The organism is Arthrobacter sp. AL12 (genome assembly GCF_029960645.1).
Classification (GTDB): domain Bacteria; phylum Actinomycetota; class Actinomycetes; order Actinomycetales; family Micrococcaceae; genus Arthrobacter.
On record NZ_JASBQY010000004.1, the window covers coordinates 224,798 to 241,305 of the forward strand.

14 protein-coding genes are annotated in these 16,508 nt (G+C 69.7%); 3 read left to right on the forward strand and 11 right to left on the reverse strand.

The window, feature by feature from the left end; all coding sequences use genetic code 11:
• Positions 1 to 2: 2 nt before the first annotated feature.
• Genes QK291_RS07175 through thiL form a run of 3 tightly spaced genes read right to left on the reverse strand, consistent with a single transcriptional unit; the run spans position 3 to position 4,393 of the window.
• Positions 3 to 2,252: an ATP-dependent DNA helicase RecG gene (locus tag QK291_RS07175; RefSeq protein WP_282380414.1), complete on the reverse strand. Its 2,250-nt coding sequence runs from the start codon at positions 2,250 to 2,252 to the stop codon at positions 3 to 5.
• Positions 2,242 to 3,303 carry a DAK2 domain-containing protein gene (locus tag QK291_RS07180; RefSeq protein WP_282380416.1) on the reverse strand — a complete coding sequence of 354 codons (1,062 nt, stop codon included), beginning with the start codon at positions 3,301 to 3,303 and terminating at the stop codon, positions 2,242 to 2,244. Before QK291_RS07180 ends, QK291_RS07175 begins: the two co-directional genes overlap by 11 nt.
• A 22-nt stretch (positions 3,304 to 3,325) precedes the next feature.
• Positions 3,326 to 4,393 (reverse strand): thiamine-phosphate kinase, encoded by a 1,068-nt coding sequence (gene thiL / locus QK291_RS07185; RefSeq protein ID WP_282380418.1) that lies wholly within the window; start codon positions 4,391 to 4,393, stop codon positions 3,326 to 3,328.
• 96 nt (positions 4,394 to 4,489) lie between these two features.
• Here thiL and QK291_RS07190 point away from each other — a divergent pair, with 96 nt between their 5' ends.
• Positions 4,490 to 4,993: a DUF3515 family protein gene (locus QK291_RS07190; RefSeq protein ID WP_282380419.1), complete on the forward strand. Its 504-nt coding sequence runs from the start codon at positions 4,490 to 4,492 to the stop codon at positions 4,991 to 4,993.
• Between the two features lie 4 nt (positions 4,994 to 4,997).
• Here the strand turns inward: QK291_RS07190 and QK291_RS07195 are convergent, their stop codons facing one another.
• The 6 genes from QK291_RS07195 to leuC form a co-directional block, all read right to left on the reverse strand.
• Positions 4,998 to 6,143, reverse strand: a complete 1,146-nt coding sequence (locus QK291_RS07195) for a D-alanine--D-alanine ligase family protein (protein WP_282380420.1) — start codon at positions 6,141 to 6,143, stop codon at positions 4,998 to 5,000.
• 2 nt (positions 6,144 to 6,145) lie between these two features.
• Positions 6,146 to 7,198, reverse strand: coding sequence for an NAD(P)H-dependent glycerol-3-phosphate dehydrogenase (locus QK291_RS07200; protein WP_282380421.1), 1,053 nt, complete (start codon positions 7,196 to 7,198; stop codon positions 6,146 to 6,148).
• Positions 7,195 to 7,989, reverse strand: a complete 795-nt coding sequence (locus QK291_RS07205; protein WP_282380422.1) for a lysophospholipid acyltransferase family protein — start codon at positions 7,987 to 7,989, stop codon at positions 7,195 to 7,197. The genes QK291_RS07200 and QK291_RS07205 overlap by 4 nt, the downstream gene beginning before the upstream one ends.
• Before the next feature lie 10 nt (positions 7,990 to 7,999).
• Complete coding sequence (gene murA / locus QK291_RS07210) at positions 8,000 to 9,325, reverse strand: UDP-N-acetylglucosamine 1-carboxyvinyltransferase (protein ID WP_282380424.1); 1,326 nt, start codon at positions 9,323 to 9,325, stop codon at positions 8,000 to 8,002.
• Between the two features lie 227 nt (positions 9,326 to 9,552).
• Positions 9,553 to 10,155, reverse strand: coding sequence for a 3-isopropylmalate dehydratase small subunit (gene leuD / locus QK291_RS07215; protein WP_024367317.1), 603 nt, complete (start codon positions 10,153 to 10,155; stop codon positions 9,553 to 9,555).
• A 70-nt stretch (positions 10,156 to 10,225) separates the two neighbouring features.
• Complete coding sequence (gene leuC / locus QK291_RS07220; protein ID WP_282380426.1) at positions 10,226 to 11,680, reverse strand: 3-isopropylmalate dehydratase large subunit; 1,455 nt, start codon at positions 11,678 to 11,680, stop codon at positions 10,226 to 10,228.
• Positions 11,681 to 11,804: 124 nt separating this feature from the next.
• Here leuC and QK291_RS07225 point away from each other — a divergent pair, with 124 nt between their 5' ends.
• Both QK291_RS07225 and QK291_RS07230 read left to right on the forward strand, forming a co-directional pair.
• Positions 11,805 to 12,524: an IclR family transcriptional regulator gene (locus tag QK291_RS07225; RefSeq protein WP_282380428.1), complete on the forward strand. Its 720-nt coding sequence runs from the start codon at positions 11,805 to 11,807 to the stop codon at positions 12,522 to 12,524.
• Positions 12,525 to 12,541: 17 nt separating this feature from the next.
• Positions 12,542 to 13,078 carry a DUF1697 domain-containing protein gene (locus QK291_RS07230; RefSeq protein ID WP_282380430.1) on the forward strand — a complete coding sequence of 179 codons (537 nt, stop codon included), beginning with the start codon at positions 12,542 to 12,544 and terminating at the stop codon, positions 13,076 to 13,078.
• An 18-nt stretch (positions 13,079 to 13,096) separates the two neighbouring features.
• Here the strand turns inward: QK291_RS07230 and QK291_RS07235 are convergent, their stop codons facing one another.
• Together QK291_RS07235 and QK291_RS07240 are read right to left on the reverse strand one after the other, a co-directional pair.
• A complete protein-coding gene (locus QK291_RS07235) occupies positions 13,097 to 14,710 on the reverse strand; it encodes a GTPase (protein WP_282380432.1) in 1,614 nt (537 codons plus the stop codon).
• The gene (locus tag QK291_RS07240) at positions 14,707 to 16,455 is read right to left on the reverse strand and encodes a dynamin family protein (protein ID WP_282380433.1); all 1,749 of its coding nucleotides are present in this window, start codon (positions 16,453 to 16,455) and stop codon (positions 14,707 to 14,709) included. The genes QK291_RS07235 and QK291_RS07240 overlap by 4 nt, the downstream gene beginning before the upstream one ends.
• Positions 16,456 to 16,508 lie beyond the last annotated feature (53 nt).

The window sequence follows — 16,508 nt, forward strand, 5'->3', positions numbered from 1 at the left end:
TGTTAGCCGCGTTCAAGGAACGCCTCCTTTTCCGGGTTGAGGTATTCGTCGATCGCCGCGGCGAGGACGGGGTGGGCGCCCAGTGACGGGTCGCCGCCGACGATCGCCTGCGCGTCCTGCCGGGCCCGGGCGATCACGTGCTCGTGGTCCAGGACGCGCAAAAGCTTGAGCGTGGACCGGCCGCCGGACTGGGAGGCGCCCAGGATGTCGCCTTCCCGGCGCAGCAACAGGTCCTCCTGGGAGAGTGCGAAACCGTCGGTGGTGGCCGCGACGGCGTCGAGCCGTCGGCGGCTCGGGTGGCCGGGTTCCAGGCTGGTGACGAGCAGGCAGGTGCCCGGCAGCCCGCCGCGTCCCACCCGGCCGCGGAGCTGGTGGAGCTGCGAGATGCCGAAGCGGTCCGCATCCAGGATCACCATGAGGGTGGCGTTGTGGACGTCCACGCCCACTTCGATCACGGTGGTGGAGACCAGGAGCTTGGTCTGGTTGGCGGTGAAGGAGGCCATGGTTTCCGACTTCAGCACCGGGTCCAGCCGGCCGTGCAGCGGCGCCACGGGCACTCCCGCCAGGGCCGGCTCGTCCCGCAGGAGTTCGACGACGCCGGCCACGGAGGCCAGCTCGCGGGCCCCCTTCTCGCCGTTCAGGTCCGCGGCGGACGGTTCGGGCTCCCCGGGGCTGAAGTCGCCGTCGTCGTCCGAGCCGATCTTGGGACAGACGATGTACACCTGGTGGCCGGCGTCGATCTCCTCCCGGGCGCGGCTCCAGATGCGCGTGGCCCACGCCGGGTGCTCCGCGAGTCCGACGATGTGGGTGGTGATCGGTGCGCGGCCGGCCGGCAGTTCGTCGAGGACGGACGTTTCGAGGTCGCCGAACACGGTCATGGCCACGGTCCTGGGGATGGGGGTGGCGGTCATGACCAGCAGGTGCGGGGGCTTGCTGGCCTTGGACCGTAGCACATCGCGCTGTTCGACGCCGAACCGGTGCTGCTCGTCCACCACGATCAGCCCCAGGTCGTAGAAGGAGACGTTGTCGCTGAGCAGGGCATGGGTGCCGATGACGATCCCTGCGGTTCCGGAGGCTGCGTCCAGCATCGCCTGCTTCCGGGCCGCGGTGGGCATGGACCCGGTGAGCAGGGTGACCTGGACGGCGTCGGGGCCGAAACCGCCCAGCATGCCGTCGCGGGACAGCGGCCCCAGCGTGCGGCGGATCGATTCGAAGTGCTGCGCGGCGAGGACCTCGGTGGGGGCCAGCAGGGCGGCCTGTCCCCCGGCGTCCACCACCTGCAGCATGGCGCGCAGGGCCACGATGGTCTTGCCGGAGCCGACCTCGCCCTGGAGCAGGCGGTTCATCGGCGAGTCCTGGGCGAGTTCCGCGGCCAGCGTCCTGCCGACGGCGGCCTGGCCGGCGGTCAGGGTGAAGGGCAGCTGGCGGTCAAAGGCGGCCAGCAGCCCCTCCGCGGCGGGGCGGCGGGCGGTGGCCTCCTCGGCGGCGAGCTGGGCACGGCGCCGGGCGAGGGCGGACTGGAGCACCAGGGCTTCCTGGTAGCGGAAACGGTCCCGGGCGCGTTGCCAGTCCTCGGGGCCGTGCGGGGCGTGGATGAGCCGGTAGGCGTCGGCGACCGGCACGAACTTCTCCCGGGCCGTGATCGCCGCCGGCAGCGGGTCAGGCACGGCGTCCAGGTCCGCGGTGTCCAGCAGCGTTTCGACGACTTTCTGGATGGACCAGCTGGTCAGCTTGGCGGTGGCCGGGTACACCGGGATGGGCATGGCGGCGAGCTTCTCCGGGTCCATCCCGGGGGTGTCCGGGTCCCCGTCCAGCAGCTTGAAGTCGGGGTTGGTCAGCCCGAGGGCGCCGCCGTAGCGGGTGATCTTTCCCGAGAACAGGGCGCGGCGGCCCGGCTGCAGTTCGGCCTTGGCCCGGTGGCCGTTGAAGAAGCTCACCGTCAGCGTGCCCGGCCGGCCGGTCCCGGCGCCGGCGTCGTCGGTGATCACGACGTCGGTCAGCGAGCCGCGGCGGGTCTTCATGAACCGGGTGCTGCTGGAGACCACGCGGGCAATCAGGGTGACGTCCTCGTCGAGCGGAACCTCGCTGATGGGTGTGAGTTCGCCGCGGTCCATGTAACGGCGGGGGAAGTGGTTCAGCAGCCCGCCGACGGTGGTGATGCCGAGGTGTTTTTCGATGACCGCCGCAGAGCGCTTGCCGATCCGGCGTTCAAGGTCCAGCCCCAGTTCGGCGTAGGCCAGGTCAGCGTTCATGTCCGTCGGGGACCTGTCCTGCGGGTTCACGGGCAGCGGCGTCGCGGGGTTCGGCATCCGGCACGGCCAGCTCGCTGATGCTGATGTCCGAGGGGTCGCCGACGGACCGGATCAGGGCCACGGCGGGCCCGGCGTGCGGGACGTGGACGTGGACGCGCCAGCGGTAGGCACCGGAGGCGTCGACTGCCCCGCCGACCTGGCTCATGATGACGGAGTCGCCCATTTCGTCGAGCCGCTGGCGCATCATGGCGGCGTCCAGGGGTGACAGGGTGATGGTGCACATGACTTCCACGCCCTCGTCCCGCGGCATGCCGGCGTGGATGTGCGGGTCCTGGACGTCGTAGCCGTGCAGGCCGTCCAGAAGCTGGTCCTGGAGTTCCTCCCCGAGGACGGCGGAGCGGAGGCAGTCGAGGATCAGCAGCATCCCGACGCCGCCTGCATCCACCACATGGGCGGCGTGCAGCGCCTCCAGCTGGTCCTCTGTCCGCACCACAGCCGCGAGGGCGGCCGCCACGACGGCATCGAGGGCCAGGCCCAGGGTGTGGTTGCTGTCGTCGCCGTCGTGCGCCGAATCCACGGCGGCCGCGGCGCGGGCGGCGGCCTCCATCACGGAGAGCATGGTGCCGGGAACCGGGTCGCTCAACGCGGACCAGGCCCGGAGCTGGGCCCGGTTCAGCGCGGCGGCCAGCAGCGGGGCGCTGAGCCGGGTGTGCCCGGCGAGGGGTTCGGCGGCGGCGCACAGGAAAACGGCGAACAGCGTGCCGGAGTTGCCGCGGGCCCTTTCCATGGCGGCCAGGCCGGCCCGGGAGAGGATGGCGCCGACGTCGTTCCGGGCCGGATCCGGCCCAGGAAAGGAATGGACCGTCGGATCCGCGGTGACCTGCGGTATTGCGGCGGTATCCAGGCCGTGGAGTGCCTGGGCGGCGGCCCGCACCGTGAGGTAGAGGTTGGTGCCGGTGTCGCCGTCGGCGACGGGGAAGATGTTGATGGCGTTCAGGCGGTCGCTGTGGTTCCCAAGAGTCGTTTCTGCCTTGCCCAACCACCGCTTCATCGCTTGCGCGTTGGCGGCAATTCTAGTCTGCAAAGTGATCCCATCCCACAGTGTCAGCGGACCTTCCCGCTATCTTGACGCCCGTGCTGTCCGTTGATGCAGGGGCTTCCACCGAGCCTATCGCAGTGAAACCGTGAGGCAGCTGAAGACCTGGGGGGAATGTGGCCAGCAGTCCGTGGTCCTCCCCGCCGCCCAGGATCCAGGCCATCGGATCGGTGCGGAGCAGTTCGGCGGCAGGCAGGAGCGGAACCGCCAGTTGCTCCAGAACCGACGCGTCAAGGTTCAGGACGGCGTGGCTGGCGGCGGCCATCCGGTTGCCGTCGCGGACCAGCCCGTCGGAAATGTCCATCATGGCCGTGGCGCCGGAGTCCCGGGCCAGCGGACCCCCCGCGAGCGGCGGCAGGGGCCGGCACTGGGTGTCCAGCAGGGCGCGCTGCTCCTTGGTCAGCGCCTCGACGGGAACTGCCGATTCCAGCAGTGCGAGACCCGCCGCGGCACGCCCCACGGTGCCCGCCAGCGCGAGAATATCCCCGGCGCGGGCGCCGGAGCGCAGCACGGGTGAGCCGCCGTCGAGGGTGCCGAGAATCGCCACACTGACAGCCAGTTCGCTGCCCCGGCCGAGGTCGCCGCCGGCCACGGCGCAGTCCGGGGCGCCCAGTTCCCGGATGCCGGCACTGAGTCCGTCGGCGAAGTCCTCGACCCAGGCCACCCGGGTGCCCGGGGGCATGGTGAGGCTGACGACAAGGGAGGTGGCGCGGGCCCCCATGGCGTTGATGTCGCTGAGGTTCTGCGCGGCCGCCTTCCAGCCGACGTCGTAGCCCGTGGTCCGGTAGCCGTTGTTCCATTCGAGCCGGAAGTCCTGGTCGGCCACCTGGGTGTCGATGCTGAGGACTGCCCGTCCGTCCGGGGCCGCCACGATGGCGGCGTCGTCGCCCGGGCCCAGGATCAGGGACGGGTTGTGTTCCTGGCCGTAGTGCAGGCGCGGGAAGATGCGTTCCAGGAGCTGGGATTCGGAGAGTTCCGCCACGGTCAGGGGCGGGGCGGGGCGCAGGGTCGCGTTCCGGGGCGGTTCATTCTGGCGTTCGGGCACAGCCCTACGCTACCGCGAGGGTGTGACAACGGCCGACGTCGTGCCTCGCCTGCCGCGCCGTCCATCGCTTGTCCCGCACAAGGATAGGCTTGGAGAATGCAGCGTTTCCGTCTCCTGGCTTCCGCACGTCCACTCCGCCTCCTGGCCGCGGCGGCGGCCGCTGGGATCGTGCTGAGCGCCTGCGCCCCGGTTGTCGACGTCGCGCCCGCCAAGGACGCGGCAAACGCCGCCTGCGCCCCCATGATGGTGGCGCTGCCGGACGCGATCGGCGAGGCCAAGCTGCGGAAGACCAACAGCCAGGCCACCGCGGCATGGGGCGACCCGTCGCTGGTCATCCTGCGCTGCGGGGTGAACGTTCCGGGGCCCACGACGGACCGCTGCGTCAGCGTCAACGGCGTGGACTGGGTCATCAAGGAGGGCGACCCGGTCTGGACCCTGACCACCTTCGGGCGCGAACCCGCCACCGAGATCCTGATGGACCCGGACAAGATCAGTTCCGCGACCGTGCTCGCGGACCTCGCCGCCGCCGCGGCGAAGGTACCGGCGGCGCGGAACTGCGTGGGCCAGGCAGACCTGCGCAACGTGCCGCCGAGCCGGTAGGGCCCTACCGCAGGCCGGTCCTGCGGTGCAGCGCCAGGTAAATCAGTTCGTCGATCAATTCCGCATAACCCAGGCCGGAGGCCTTCCACATCTGCGGGTACATGCTCTTCGGCGTGAACCCGGGCATGGTGTTGATCTCGTTGATGATCAGCTCACCCTCGGGGGTGTAGAAGAAATCGACCCGGCTCAGGCCCTCGGCCCCGACGGCGTCGAAGGCGACGGCGGCCAGCTCGCGGACCCGGGCGATGGCCTCGTCCGGGAGGTCGGCCGGGCAGCTAAGGGCCGCGGCGTCGTCCACGTACTTGGCGTTGAAGTCGTAGAACTCGTGCCCGCCGCCTGCCACGGAAATCTCCCCGGGCATGGACGTCCGGGGAGCGTCGGTCCCCCGGCCTTCCAGGACGGCGCATTCGATTTCGCGCCCGACGATGCCCGCCTCGATGACGAGTTTCGGATCGTGTTCGCGGGCGGCCTCGATCGCGGCGTCCAGGCCTTCGAGTGAGTCCACCTTGGAAATCCCCATGGACGAACCCGCCCGCGCGGGCTTGACGAAGACCGGGAAGCCAAGCTGGTCCACCCGCTTGCGGACCGTCTCCGGGTCGTTGCGCCACTGCCGGTCTGTCACGGCGATGTAGGGGCCCACGCGGAGGCCTGCGGATTCAAACACCACCTTCATGAAGTGCTTGTCCATTCCAACGGCCGACGCCAGCACGCCGGCTCCCACATAACGGGTGTCGGACAGCTCCAGGAAGCCCTGGACGGTGCCGTCCTCGCCGAACGGGCCGTGCAGGAGCGGAAACACCACGTCCACGGCGCCCAGTTCCTGCGGTACCTCGTTCGGGGAGGCCACGATCAGCTGGTGTTCGCCGCCGATCTCGGTCAGCGCGACGGTCCGGGCCGAGGACGCGACCTCCGGCAGGGAGGAGGCAGATAGCGACCAGTCATGGGTGTCCCCGGAGGCCAGCACCCACTGGCCGGTTTTGGCGATCCCGATCGGGATGACCTCGTACTTCGTCTGGTCGATGGCGCCGAGGACCCCGGCAGCCGTCACGCAGCTCACCGCGTGTTCGCTGGAGCGGCCGCCGAACAGCACCGCCACCCGGGGCCGTGCCTGGGCGGATCGTCCCGTTGTGCTCAGATTTTCTTCAGACACGCTCAGTAATCGCCTTCAGGTTTCAGGTCCCGGGACAGCAGGAGCGGCCCCAGTTGGTCGACGGACAGTTTACCGGCCAGCACGGCTACGACCGCCGCGGTGATGGGCATATCGACGCCCAGCTTGCCGGCCAGCTCCTGAACGGCCTGGGCGGATTTGATCCCCTCGGCCGTCTGCGTCATCTCGGCCGCGACCTCGTCCAGGGTCAGCCCTTTGCCCAGCAGCCGTCCGGCCGTGTGGTTCCGGGACAGCGGCGAGGAACAGGTCGCCACGAGGTCGCCGAGGCCGGCGAGGCCGGCCATCGTCTGCGCCTCGCCGCCCAGGGCCAGCGATAGCCGGGAAGTCTCCGCGAGTCCGCGGGTGATGACCGAGGCCTTGGTGTTGTCACCCATCTGCTTGCCTTCGCAGATGCCGACGGCCAGGGCAATGATGTTCTTGACGATGCCACCGATTTCGACGCCGACAACGTCGCCCGTGGTGTACGGGCGGAAGTACGGGGCGGTGCAGCTGCGGGCGATCCAGCCGGCCGCAATCGGATCCGAGCAGGCCACCACGGAGGCGGTGGGTTCTTCCCGGGCGATCTCCATGGCCAGGTTGGGTCCGGAGACCACAGCGATCCGGTTGGCGGGGATTCCGAGTTCCTCGGAAATCACTTCGCTCATCCGGGCATCGGAGTGCAGTTCGAGCCCCTTCATGAGGGAAACCACCAGGGCGCCGGGCGCCAGCAGGTGCTTCCACTGGCGCAGCTGCGGCCGCAGTGTCTGGGCCGGAACGGCCAGGACCACGAGTTCCGCGCCGTCGAGGACCTCGACGACTTCGGTGGATGCGGTGATGCTGGGCGGAAGGGAAATTTCCTTGAGGTATTGCTCGTTCCGGTGCTTCAGGTTGATCTGGTCGACGACTTCACCGCGACGGCCCCAGAGCCGGATATCGCGTTCGACGCCGGAGGCAGTGGCCGCATCGGCGAGCACCTTGGCAAACGTGGTCCCCCAGGATCCGGCGCCGAGTACAGCAACTCTCGTGGCCGACAATTCCCGCGTTTGATCGAATGTCATTCGTCGCTGTCCCCAAGTTTCTCTTCTGGTTTTGCAGAACCGCCAGTTTTTCCGCCATGCTCAATGAAGCGGCCGTGGGTGGACTGCTTATGGGCCGCCGGGTCCCAGCGGACCAGCGGAGGCTGTCCCCCGCGGAGCGTGGCGAGGAGTTCCGTAATGGCCGCCATGATCACGCCGGTGGCCTCGGTCAGGGTGGCCTTGTCCAGCGGACGCCCGGCGAAGGCGCTGAGGTCCACCGGATCGCCCACCACCAGCCACGAGGTTTTCCGCGGAAAGAGGTGGAGCCGCTTGGCATACCGCGGCAGGACCTCGTGTGCACCCCAGTGAGCGATCGGCACCACGGGGATTCCGCTTTCGAGCGCCATTCGCGCGGCACCGGTGTGGCCTTTCATCGGCCACAGCTCGGGGTCCCGGGTAAGCGTCCCCTCAGGGTAGATGATGATGGCTCCGCCCTCGTCCACCACTTCCTGGGCGATCTGCAGCGAGCGGTTGGCGCCCGCCGTCGAGCGTTCCACCGGGATCTGTTTGGTGGCGCGCAGCACGAATCCCAGCACGGGCACCTTGAAGAGCCCGGCCTTGGCCAGGAAGCGCGGCATCCGCTGCTGGTTGTAGAGCATGTGCGCCACGACCAGGGGATCTATTTCGGTGCAGTGGTTGGGTGCTGCGATGAAGCCGCCGGCAGGAAGCTTCTCCAGGCCGATCCATTCCTTCCGCATCAGAAGGTTCATGACCGGACGGACAATCGCGGCCACAACAACAAAAGTGATGTGGCTCTTGGCCGATTCGTTCACGTGGGACCCGCTACTCGGAGGAGGTGATGTCGAAATCGGCGCCCAGGCCCGCGAGCTTCTCCGTGAAGCGCTCGTAGCCGCGGTTGATGATGTCGATGCCGGTGACCCGGGAGGTGCCGTTGGCAGCCAGCGCTGCGATCAGGTGGCTGAATCCGCCGCGCAGGTCGGGCACGTCGATGTCGGTGCCGGTCAACTGGGAGGGACCGGAAATCACGGCCGAGTGCAGGAAGTTGCGCTGGCCGAACCGGCACGGCACACTGCCGAGGCATTCACGGTGGACCTGGATGTTGGCGCCCATCCGGATCAGCGCCTCGGTGAAGCCGAAGCGGTTCTCGTACACGGTTTCGTGGACGATCGACACGCCTTCGGCCTGTGTCAGGGCAACGATGAGCGGCTGCTGCCAGTCCGTCATGAAGCCGGGGTGAACGTCCGTTTCGAGGACCAGCGGGTTGAGCTTGCCGCCCTTGTGATAGAAGCGGATGCCGTCGTCGCCGATGTCCATCCCGCCGCCAACCTTGCGGTAGGTATTAAGGAAGGTCATCATGTCGCGCTGAGTGGCGCCCTCGACGAAGATGTCGCCGCGGGTCACCAGCGCCGCGGATGCCCACGACGCCGACTCGTTGCGGTCCGAGAGGGCGCGGTGGTTGTAGCCGCCGAGGTCCGGGACGCCCTCGATCCGGATGGTGCGGTCCGTCTGGACACTGATGATCGCGCCCATCTTCTGCAGCACTGCGATGAGGTCGACGATCTCCGGCTCTGTGGCCGCACCGGAGAGCTCGGTAATGCCCTCGGCCCTCGTGGCGCTCAGCAGCACCTGCTCGGTGGCGCCGACGGAAGGGTACGGCAGCGAAATCTTGGCGCCCTTGAGGCCGCCGGGCGCGGAGATGTGGATACCGCCGGGACGCTTCTCCACCACGGCACCGAACTGCCGCAGCACGTTCAGGTGGTAGTCGATCGGGCGGTCACCGATCTTGCAGCCGCCCAGGTCCGGGATAAACGCCTCGCCGATCGCGTGGATCAAGGGACCGCACAGCAGGATCGGGATCCGGGAATCGCCGGCGTGCGCGTCGATCGCCGTATGGGAGGCCGTCTTCGCGTTGGTCGGATCGAGCGTCAGATCCCCGGTGATCGGGTCCTTCTCGACCGTGACGCCGTGCAGCTGGAGCAGGCTGGTGACAACCTCGACGTCCTTGATTTCGGGGACGTTGCGCAGCACGGATGGCTCGTTGCCCAGCAGGGCGGCCACCATGGCCTTCGGGACCAGATTTTTGGCCCCCCGCACGGTGACGCGGCCAGTTAGCGGGACGCCTCCGCGGATTGTCAGAACACTACTCATATACCGGTTTCCTTACGACTACTCGCCCCCAAATCCTTACAAAGGCACCTGCTAAGCATAGGAGCTTGCGTTACCGATCTGAAATACGGGGTTGGCCGCGTCGTTGCCGCCGCCGCCCGGACCGCCCCCGAAAAAAGGCAACGCGGGGTCACTTACGGCCGTTCCCGGCGGGCGGGACGGGCCGGAGATGACCCCGCGTTGCAGTTAAGTGCGGCGGAGTGGGCCGGTCAGGACAGCTTGGCCGGCAGGGTCTTGGGCATGAACGCCGGCCGGGTGGCTTCGAAGGCGGTGATGTCTTCCTCGTGCTTGAGGGTCAGGCCGATGTCGTCCAGGCCCTCGAGCAGGCGCCAGCGTGTGTAATCGTCAATCTCGAACGGCGCCACGATGTTGCCGCACTGGACCGTCTTGGAGACCAGGTCCACGGTGACGGCGGTGCCGGGGGCGTTCTCCAGTTCCTTCCAGATGAGTTCGATGTCATCCTGGGCCAGTTCCGCGGCGAGCAGGCCCTGCTTGCCGGAGTTGCCGCGGAAGATGTCCGCGAAGCGTGAGGACAGCACGGTTTTGAAGCCGTAGTCCTTGAGCGCCCAGACGGCGTGCTCGCGGGAGGATCCCGTGCCGAAGTCAGGGCCGGCCACCAGGACCGAGCCCGCGTTGAACGGCTCCTGGTTCAGGATGAACGCCGGGTCCTTGCGCCAGGCGGCAAAGAGCGCGTCCTCGAAGCCGGTGCGGGTGATGCGCTTGAGGTAGACGGCCGGGATGATCTGGTCGGTGTCGACGTTGCTTTGGCGCAGCGGGACGCCGATGCCGGTGTGGGTGGTGAACTTTTCCATGGCGGATCCTTCTAGGCTGTGGGGAGCTGAGCAGGGCGGATCTGGGCGGTGTGGAGTGGGGCAGGGCCCGCTAGGCGGCGTCGGAACGGACGGCCGCGGATTCGGGAGCGGGGTCCAGGTCCGACGGCGAGCTCAGCGTGCCGCGCACCGCCGTCGCCGCTGCCACCACCGGGGAGACCAGGTGGGTGCGCCCGCCCTTGCCCTGGCGGCCCTCGAAGTTGCGGTTCGAGGTGGACGCGCAGCGCTCCCCCGGTTCCAGCTGGTCCGGGTTCATGCCCAGGCACATGGAGCAGCCGGCGAAGCGCCATTCGGCCCCGAAGTCCTTGAAGACCTTGTCCAGGCCCTCGGCCTCGGCCTCGAGGCGGACGCGGGCGGAGCCGGGCACCACCAGCATCCGGATGTCGGGGTCCTTGGTCCGGCCGCGGATGATGTCCGCGGCGGCACGGAGGTCCTCCATCCGGGAGTTGGTGCAGGAGCCCAGGAAGACCGTGTCCACCCGGATGTCCTTCATCGGGGTGCCGGCTTCCAGGCCCATGTACTGCAGCGCGCGTTCCGCCGCGGCCTTGGCGTTCTCGTCGCCGAAGTCCTCGGGCGAGGGCACCCTGGCGGACAGGGACACACCCTGGCCCGGGTTGGTTCCCCAGGTCACGAACGGTTCCAGCGTGTCGGCGTCGAGGTCCACCTGGACGTCGAACGTCGCGTCGTCCTCGGTGCGCAGCGTGTTCCAGTACGCGACGGCGGCATCCCACTCGGCGCCCTGCGGCGCGTGCGGGCGGCCGAACATGTAGTCGTAGGTGGTCTGGTCCGGGGCGACGAGTCCGGCGCGGGCGCCGGCTTCGATGGACATGTTGCAGATGGTCATCCGGGCTTCCATGGACAGCGCCCGGATCGCGGAGCCGCGGTACTCCAGCACGTAGCCCTGGCCGCCGCCGGTGCCGATCTTGGCGATCACGGCCAGGATGATGTCCTTGGCGGAAACACCCGGGCGCAGGGTGCCCTCGACGTTGATGGCCATGGTCTTGAAGGGCTTCAGCGACAGCGTCTGGGTGGCCATGACGTGCTCCACTTCGGAGGTGCCGATGCCCATCGCCAGGGCGCCGAACGCGCCGTGGGTGGAGGTGTGCGAGTCGCCGCAGACCACGGTCATGCCGGGCTGGGTGAGGCCCAGCTGCGGGCCGACGACGTGGACGATCCCCTGCTCGGCGTCGCCGAGCGAGTGCAGGCGGACCCCGAATTCCTGGCAGTTGTTGCGCAGGGTCTGGATCTGCGTCCGGCTGGTGAGATCGGCAATAGGCTTGTCGATGTCCAGGGTGGGAGTGTTGTGGTCCTCGGTGGCGATGGTGAGGTCCGGTCGGCGCAGCGGGCGCCCGGCCAGCCGGAGGCCCTCAAAGGCCTGCGGCGAGGTCACCTCGTGCACCAGGTGCAGGTCGATGAAAAGAAGGTCGGGCTGGGCATTGGCTCCTTCGCCGTCGCCTTTGCGCACCACGTGCGCGTCCCAGACTTTCTCGGCCAGTGTCTTTGCCACGGCCTGCTCCCTTCACTGCGGTGTCCGTACTTGCCGGCTTGTTCTCTCCACTGAATCAGCACTCCCGCGTAATGCGCCAGCGAGTTGACTTGCATCTCAGATAATGAGACGGCAATATCATTACATGGACAATTCTAGTGGCGTCGGTGTCATCGATAAAGCGGCCCATGTGCTTGACGCACTTGAGGCCGGCCCTACCACCCTGGCGCAGCTTGTCGCGGCCACGGGACTGGCGAGGCCCACCGTGCACCGGCTGGCGCTGGCCCTGGTCCACCACCGGCTGGTCAGCCGCGACATCCAGGGCCGCTTTGTCCTGGGCAGCCGCCTCGTGGAGCTCGCCTCCGCGGCCGGCGAGGACCGCCTGATCGCCTCCGCCGGACCGGTCCTGATGCAGCTGCGCGACGCCACCGGCGAAAGCGCCCAGATCTTCCGCCGGCAGGGTGACTGGCGCGTCTGCGTGGCCTCCGCCGAGCGGCCCATCGGGCTGCGCGACACCATTCCGGTCGGCACCCAGTTGTCCATGAAGGCCGGTTCCGCCGCCCAGGTGCTGCTCGCCTGGGAGGACCACGACCGGCTCCTGGAAGGCCTGCAGGCCGCCCGCTTCACCCCCACTGTCCTCGCCGGGGTCCGACGCCGGGGCTGGGGCCAGAGCCTCGGTGAACGCGAGCCTGGGGTCGCCTCCGTGTCGGCCCCCGTGCGCGGTCCGTCCGGCCGGGTGATCGCCGCGGTGTCGATCTCCGGGCCGATCGAACGCCTGACCCGCCAGCCCGGCCGGCTGCACGCCGAAGTGGTCTGCAACGCGGCCCGGGTGCTGACTGAGGCGCTGCGCAAGACCACCGACTGATGTTCTAGGCTGTCCGCATGAGCAGTTATGCGGTGTTCCTGCGCGGGGTCAATGTCGGCGGCATCACCATCAAGATGGCCGATCTGAAGGCAGCCCTGAAGTCCCGTCCGTTTTCGGACGCGAAGACGCTCCTCGCCAGTGGAAATGTGGTGCTCGCCAGCGAGCTGTCCCCCGCCGGCGTGAAGGAGGAATTCGAAGCCTGCCTCCGGGACGCCTTCGGCTATGACGCGTGGGTGGTGGTCCTGGCAGCGGACCGGGTGGGCGAACTGGTGGCGGCCTGCCCCTTCCCCGCGGACGACCCGTCCACCCACACCTACCTCACGCTCGGCTCTGATCCCGGGGTGCTTGCCGGGCTGTATGACGCCGGCCGGGCCCTGGAGGGCGCACAGGTGGCCGTGCTGGGACCGGAGGCCCTGGCCTGGCTGGCGCCCGCCGGCGGCACGCTGGACAGCCCGTTCAGCAAGCTGTCCTCGAAGCCGAAGTACAAGGCATCCACCACCACCCGCAACCTGCGCACCATGGTCAAGGTCCGCGACGCCGCGGCGCTGCTGTAGGTCACTGCCGGACAACGGTCAGCGCGCCGCCTGCAGTGCCCTGTTGAAGGACGCCAGCCGGCTGACCTCAAGCTCCACCGGCTCGACCACAAAATCCTCCGCCACGGCCGCAACAGACGCCTTGAGCCGCTTCCGCGCCGCGGCCCCCCGCGCCCGGGCAGCGGCTCCCGCGATGACCTTCGCCAGGATCGCCAGGACGATGCCGAGCAGTGCGCCGCCGGCGATCATCACGGTCGGCACAGGCCAGCCCTGCACCAGCGGGACCTCCGGGACGGGGAGCAGGAAATATCCCAGCGCGGCGAGCGCCCCGAGCCAGGCGAAACCGCCCAGGGCCGTCAGCAGCGCCAGCCACTGCGCGGTGTTGAACGGCGTCCACCACCAGGCTTTGCCCGCGGCCACCAGATCCGTGGAGGCGATGGCCTGGTCCAGCGCATCGGGCAGTTGTTCGCGGCCCTCCCGGGCGGCGGACCGGATAACGGCCCGCCAGGGGCCGGGGGCGCCGTCGGACGCTGCATCGGCGAATTCCCGGACGGCGGCATCCGTGCGCGCCCGTTCCGGGGCGCCGGCCGGCGGCAGCGAGGTGCGGTTGAGTTCTGGCCGGGATCCCTCCCGCCGCAGGTTGAGCCGGCGCAACGGGTCGGGCCGGAAGCGGACCAGCCAGCGGGTGACGGGCCAGCCGGTGCGGCGGGTCGACTCCAGCTGGAACGACCGGACGACGGCTTCCGCCACGAGCGGCACGTTGGCCGCAACCGCCAGCTCCTCGGCCAGCCGGGCCTTTGACGCCGTTTTGACCCCGGCCGCCTCCCCCGCCCCGGACGCCTTGGCGAGCCGGGCGCAGGCCTGCGTGACATCGGCGCCAAGGCGCTGGGACTGGGCCCGCCGCTGCGTGGCCACCTGGCGGATGGCGGCCCGGACCTTGTCCACGCCGGTTCCCACGACGGCCGAGGCGCCAATGACCTGCACCTTGCCCAGCCCGTCCCGCGCCAGGATGCCCTTCAAGGACTCCAGCACCGGGGGAATGTCCCGGTCCGGAAGCCGGTCGACCTGGTTGAGCACCACCAGGGTGACGGCGCCATGGGAGGCCAGCGGGGCGAGGAAATCGTTGTGCACCGCGGCGTCGGCGTACTTTTGCGGATCGAGCACCCAGACCAGGACGTCGACAAGTCCCACCATCCGCTCCACGGTCTCGCGGTTGGCGGCCCGGGTGGAATCGAAGTCGGGGAGATCCAGGAGGATCAGGCCCGTGCCGTCGTCGGCGAACCCGGGAACCGGGCTGGCGTGGTGCCGGTTGCGCACGCCCAGCCAGTCCAGCAGCTCACCGCTGCCCTCGGCGCCCCAGATGCCGGCGAGCGGCTCGGAGGTGGTCGGCCGCCGGGCGGCCGCCGTCGCGATGTCCTCGCCGCTGACGGCGTTGAACAGGGTCGACTTGCCGCTGCCGGTGGCCCCGAAGAAGCCGACGACGGTGTGGTCCCCGGACAGGGAACGGCGGGAACTGGCCCGCTCCAGCACCTGGAGCACCCCGTCCAGGACCTCGTCCGGGAGCGCCCCGTCGGCCAGTTCGCGGGCCTCGTTCAGGGCCTCAAGCCGGCGGTCCAGCCGCGAGGCTTCGGTGGCGGCGCCATGGCGGCTCATGCGCCGGCCGCCAGCCGGCGCAGTGCCGCGGCATGGCCGGCCAGCACCGCCGGGGCGACACCTCCGGAGATTTCGAGCCGGGCCAGGAAGCGCTGCTGTTCGACCTGGAGCAGGCGCTGGCAGCGGGTGTGGAGATCCTCGCGGGCCGTCTTGGCAAGCCGGCGCACGGCGTCCTCACCGAATACCGCCTCCAGCAGCCGCTGCCCGGCGACTGCGGTTCCGCCTGCAACGCCGACCTCCAGCCCGGTGAGTCCGGCCGTCATGGAGAAGACCACGATCATCAGGGCGGCACCGAGGCCGTTGATGCCAAAGGACAGCCAGCGGGCCTGGGTCCGCTTGCCCTGGCCTTCGGTCCGGATCAGCTCCATCAGGCTCCCCTGCCAGGCCCGGATCTCGGCGGCAGCCTTCTCGGCGAAGCCGTCGGAGGTTCCGGAGAGGTCGTCGCTGCCCAGCAGTTGGCGGCCGGCCGGATCGGAGCGCCAGCGGCCGTCCGTATCTTCGGCGGCGTTGGCGGCCTCGTCGAGAATGACGGCCTGCAGGCCGGTTTCAATCGCCGTCTCCACCCGTACCGCCGGCGCCGGTTCGCCCCGGACGAAGGCACCGACCCGGTCGCGGAAGCGGCCAATGTTCTGCTCCATGGCACGGAAGAACTCGCCGGTCCCCACGAAATCCTGCCAGCGGGCCAGGACCTCGCCCCGCAGCAGGGCGCCGTCCCGGGTGGCCTCCAGGATCCTGGCCACGGCGTCCCGGTAGGCGTCCCGGGCGTCTCCGGCGAGGACGTCGGCGGCGTGTTCCTGGTCTCCGGCGGCCTTCGCCACCGCCTCAACACGGTTCCCCAGAGCCTTGACGGTCCCGTTGAGCGTCCGGCGGGCGATGTCGGCGCGCCCGGCGGCGTCCGCGGCAAGTCCCTGCAGCCAGAGCCGCAGCGGATCCACTGCGGCGGGCGGGAGCATCCCCATCCCGTCCAGGGCGGCCTCGGGAACGACGAACAGGCGGGCCCCGCCCAGGCCCTCCCTGCTGAGCATCGACTGCAGGTCGGCAGTGACCTCCGCTTCGGCGGCGGCCGGGACCCGGTCCAGGACCACGGCGACCGTGATGTCCCGGGAGGCCGCGTCCAGCAGCAGGCGCCACGGAACGGCGTCGGCATAGCGGTTGGCGGTGGTGACGAACACCCACAGGTCGGCGGCAGCCAGCAGCTGCCCGGCGAGCTTGCGGTTGTCCGCGGAAATCGAGTCGACGTCGGGAGCGTCCAGCAGCGCAATGCCCTGCGGCACCGCCGCGTCCGCGACCAGCACCAGCGAGGTGATCGCGGCCGGGTCAGGCGTGGGGCCGGCCTGGCTGGCAGGCACGGGCTCCCGGGTCATCACCGTGCCGCGGATCCGGCTCAGGCTCGGCAGGACCCGCTGGTCCTCGAACCAGCGCCCGTCGGCGGGGTGGTGCAGCAGGATGGGCTGGCGCGTGGTGGGCCGGATGGCGCAGGCGCGGGTGACGGCGTGCCCGACGAGCCCGTTGACGAGGGTTGATTTCCCGGCGCCGGTCGACCCGCCCACGACGGCCAGCAGGGGTGCGTCCAGGCTCCGGTAGCGCGGCAGGATGTAGTCCTCAAGCTGGGCAAGGGCGTTCCGGATGTCCCGCCGGGCCTCGTCCGAGCCGGGCAGGGCCAGAGGCAGGGCGGTTGCAGCCAGGTCGCGGTGGACGGCTTCCAGCAGTTCAACGGCCTGGCCGGTGGTTTCGTCGGAGCTCACCGCAACATCATGCCAGTTTCGGGTCAGGCCGGTGGGGCGCCGCGGTACGGGCA

Excerpts from the sequence above, each read along its gene's own strand:
- QK291_RS07230 (WP_282380430.1), top strand. The coding sequence starts at position 12,542 with ATGAGCAGTTATGCGGTGTTCCTGCGCGGGGTCAATGTCGGCGGCATC.
- QK291_RS07235 (WP_282380432.1), bottom strand. The coding sequence starts at position 14,710 with ATGAGCCGCCATGGCGCCGCCACCGAAGCCTCGCGGCTGGACCGCCGG.
- QK291_RS07180 (WP_282380416.1), bottom strand. The coding sequence starts at position 3,303 with ATGAAGCGGTGGTTGGGCAAGGCAGAAACGACTCTTGGGAACCACAGC.
- QK291_RS07175 (WP_282380414.1), bottom strand. The coding sequence starts at position 2,252 with ATGAACGCTGACCTGGCCTACGCCGAACTGGGGCTGGACCTTGAACGC.
- QK291_RS07190 (WP_282380419.1), top strand. The coding sequence starts at position 4,490 with ATGCAGCGTTTCCGTCTCCTGGCTTCCGCACGTCCACTCCGCCTCCTG.
- QK291_RS07200 (WP_282380421.1), bottom strand. The coding sequence starts at position 7,198 with ATGACATTCGATCAAACGCGGGAATTGTCGGCCACGAGAGTTGCTGTA.
- QK291_RS07225 (WP_282380428.1), top strand. The coding sequence starts at position 11,805 with ATGGACAATTCTAGTGGCGTCGGTGTCATCGATAAAGCGGCCCATGTG.
- murA (WP_282380424.1), bottom strand. The coding sequence starts at position 9,325 with ATGAGTAGTGTTCTGACAATCCGCGGAGGCGTCCCGCTAACTGGCCGC.
- leuD (WP_024367317.1), bottom strand. The coding sequence starts at position 10,155 with ATGGAAAAGTTCACCACCCACACCGGCATCGGCGTCCCGCTGCGCCAA.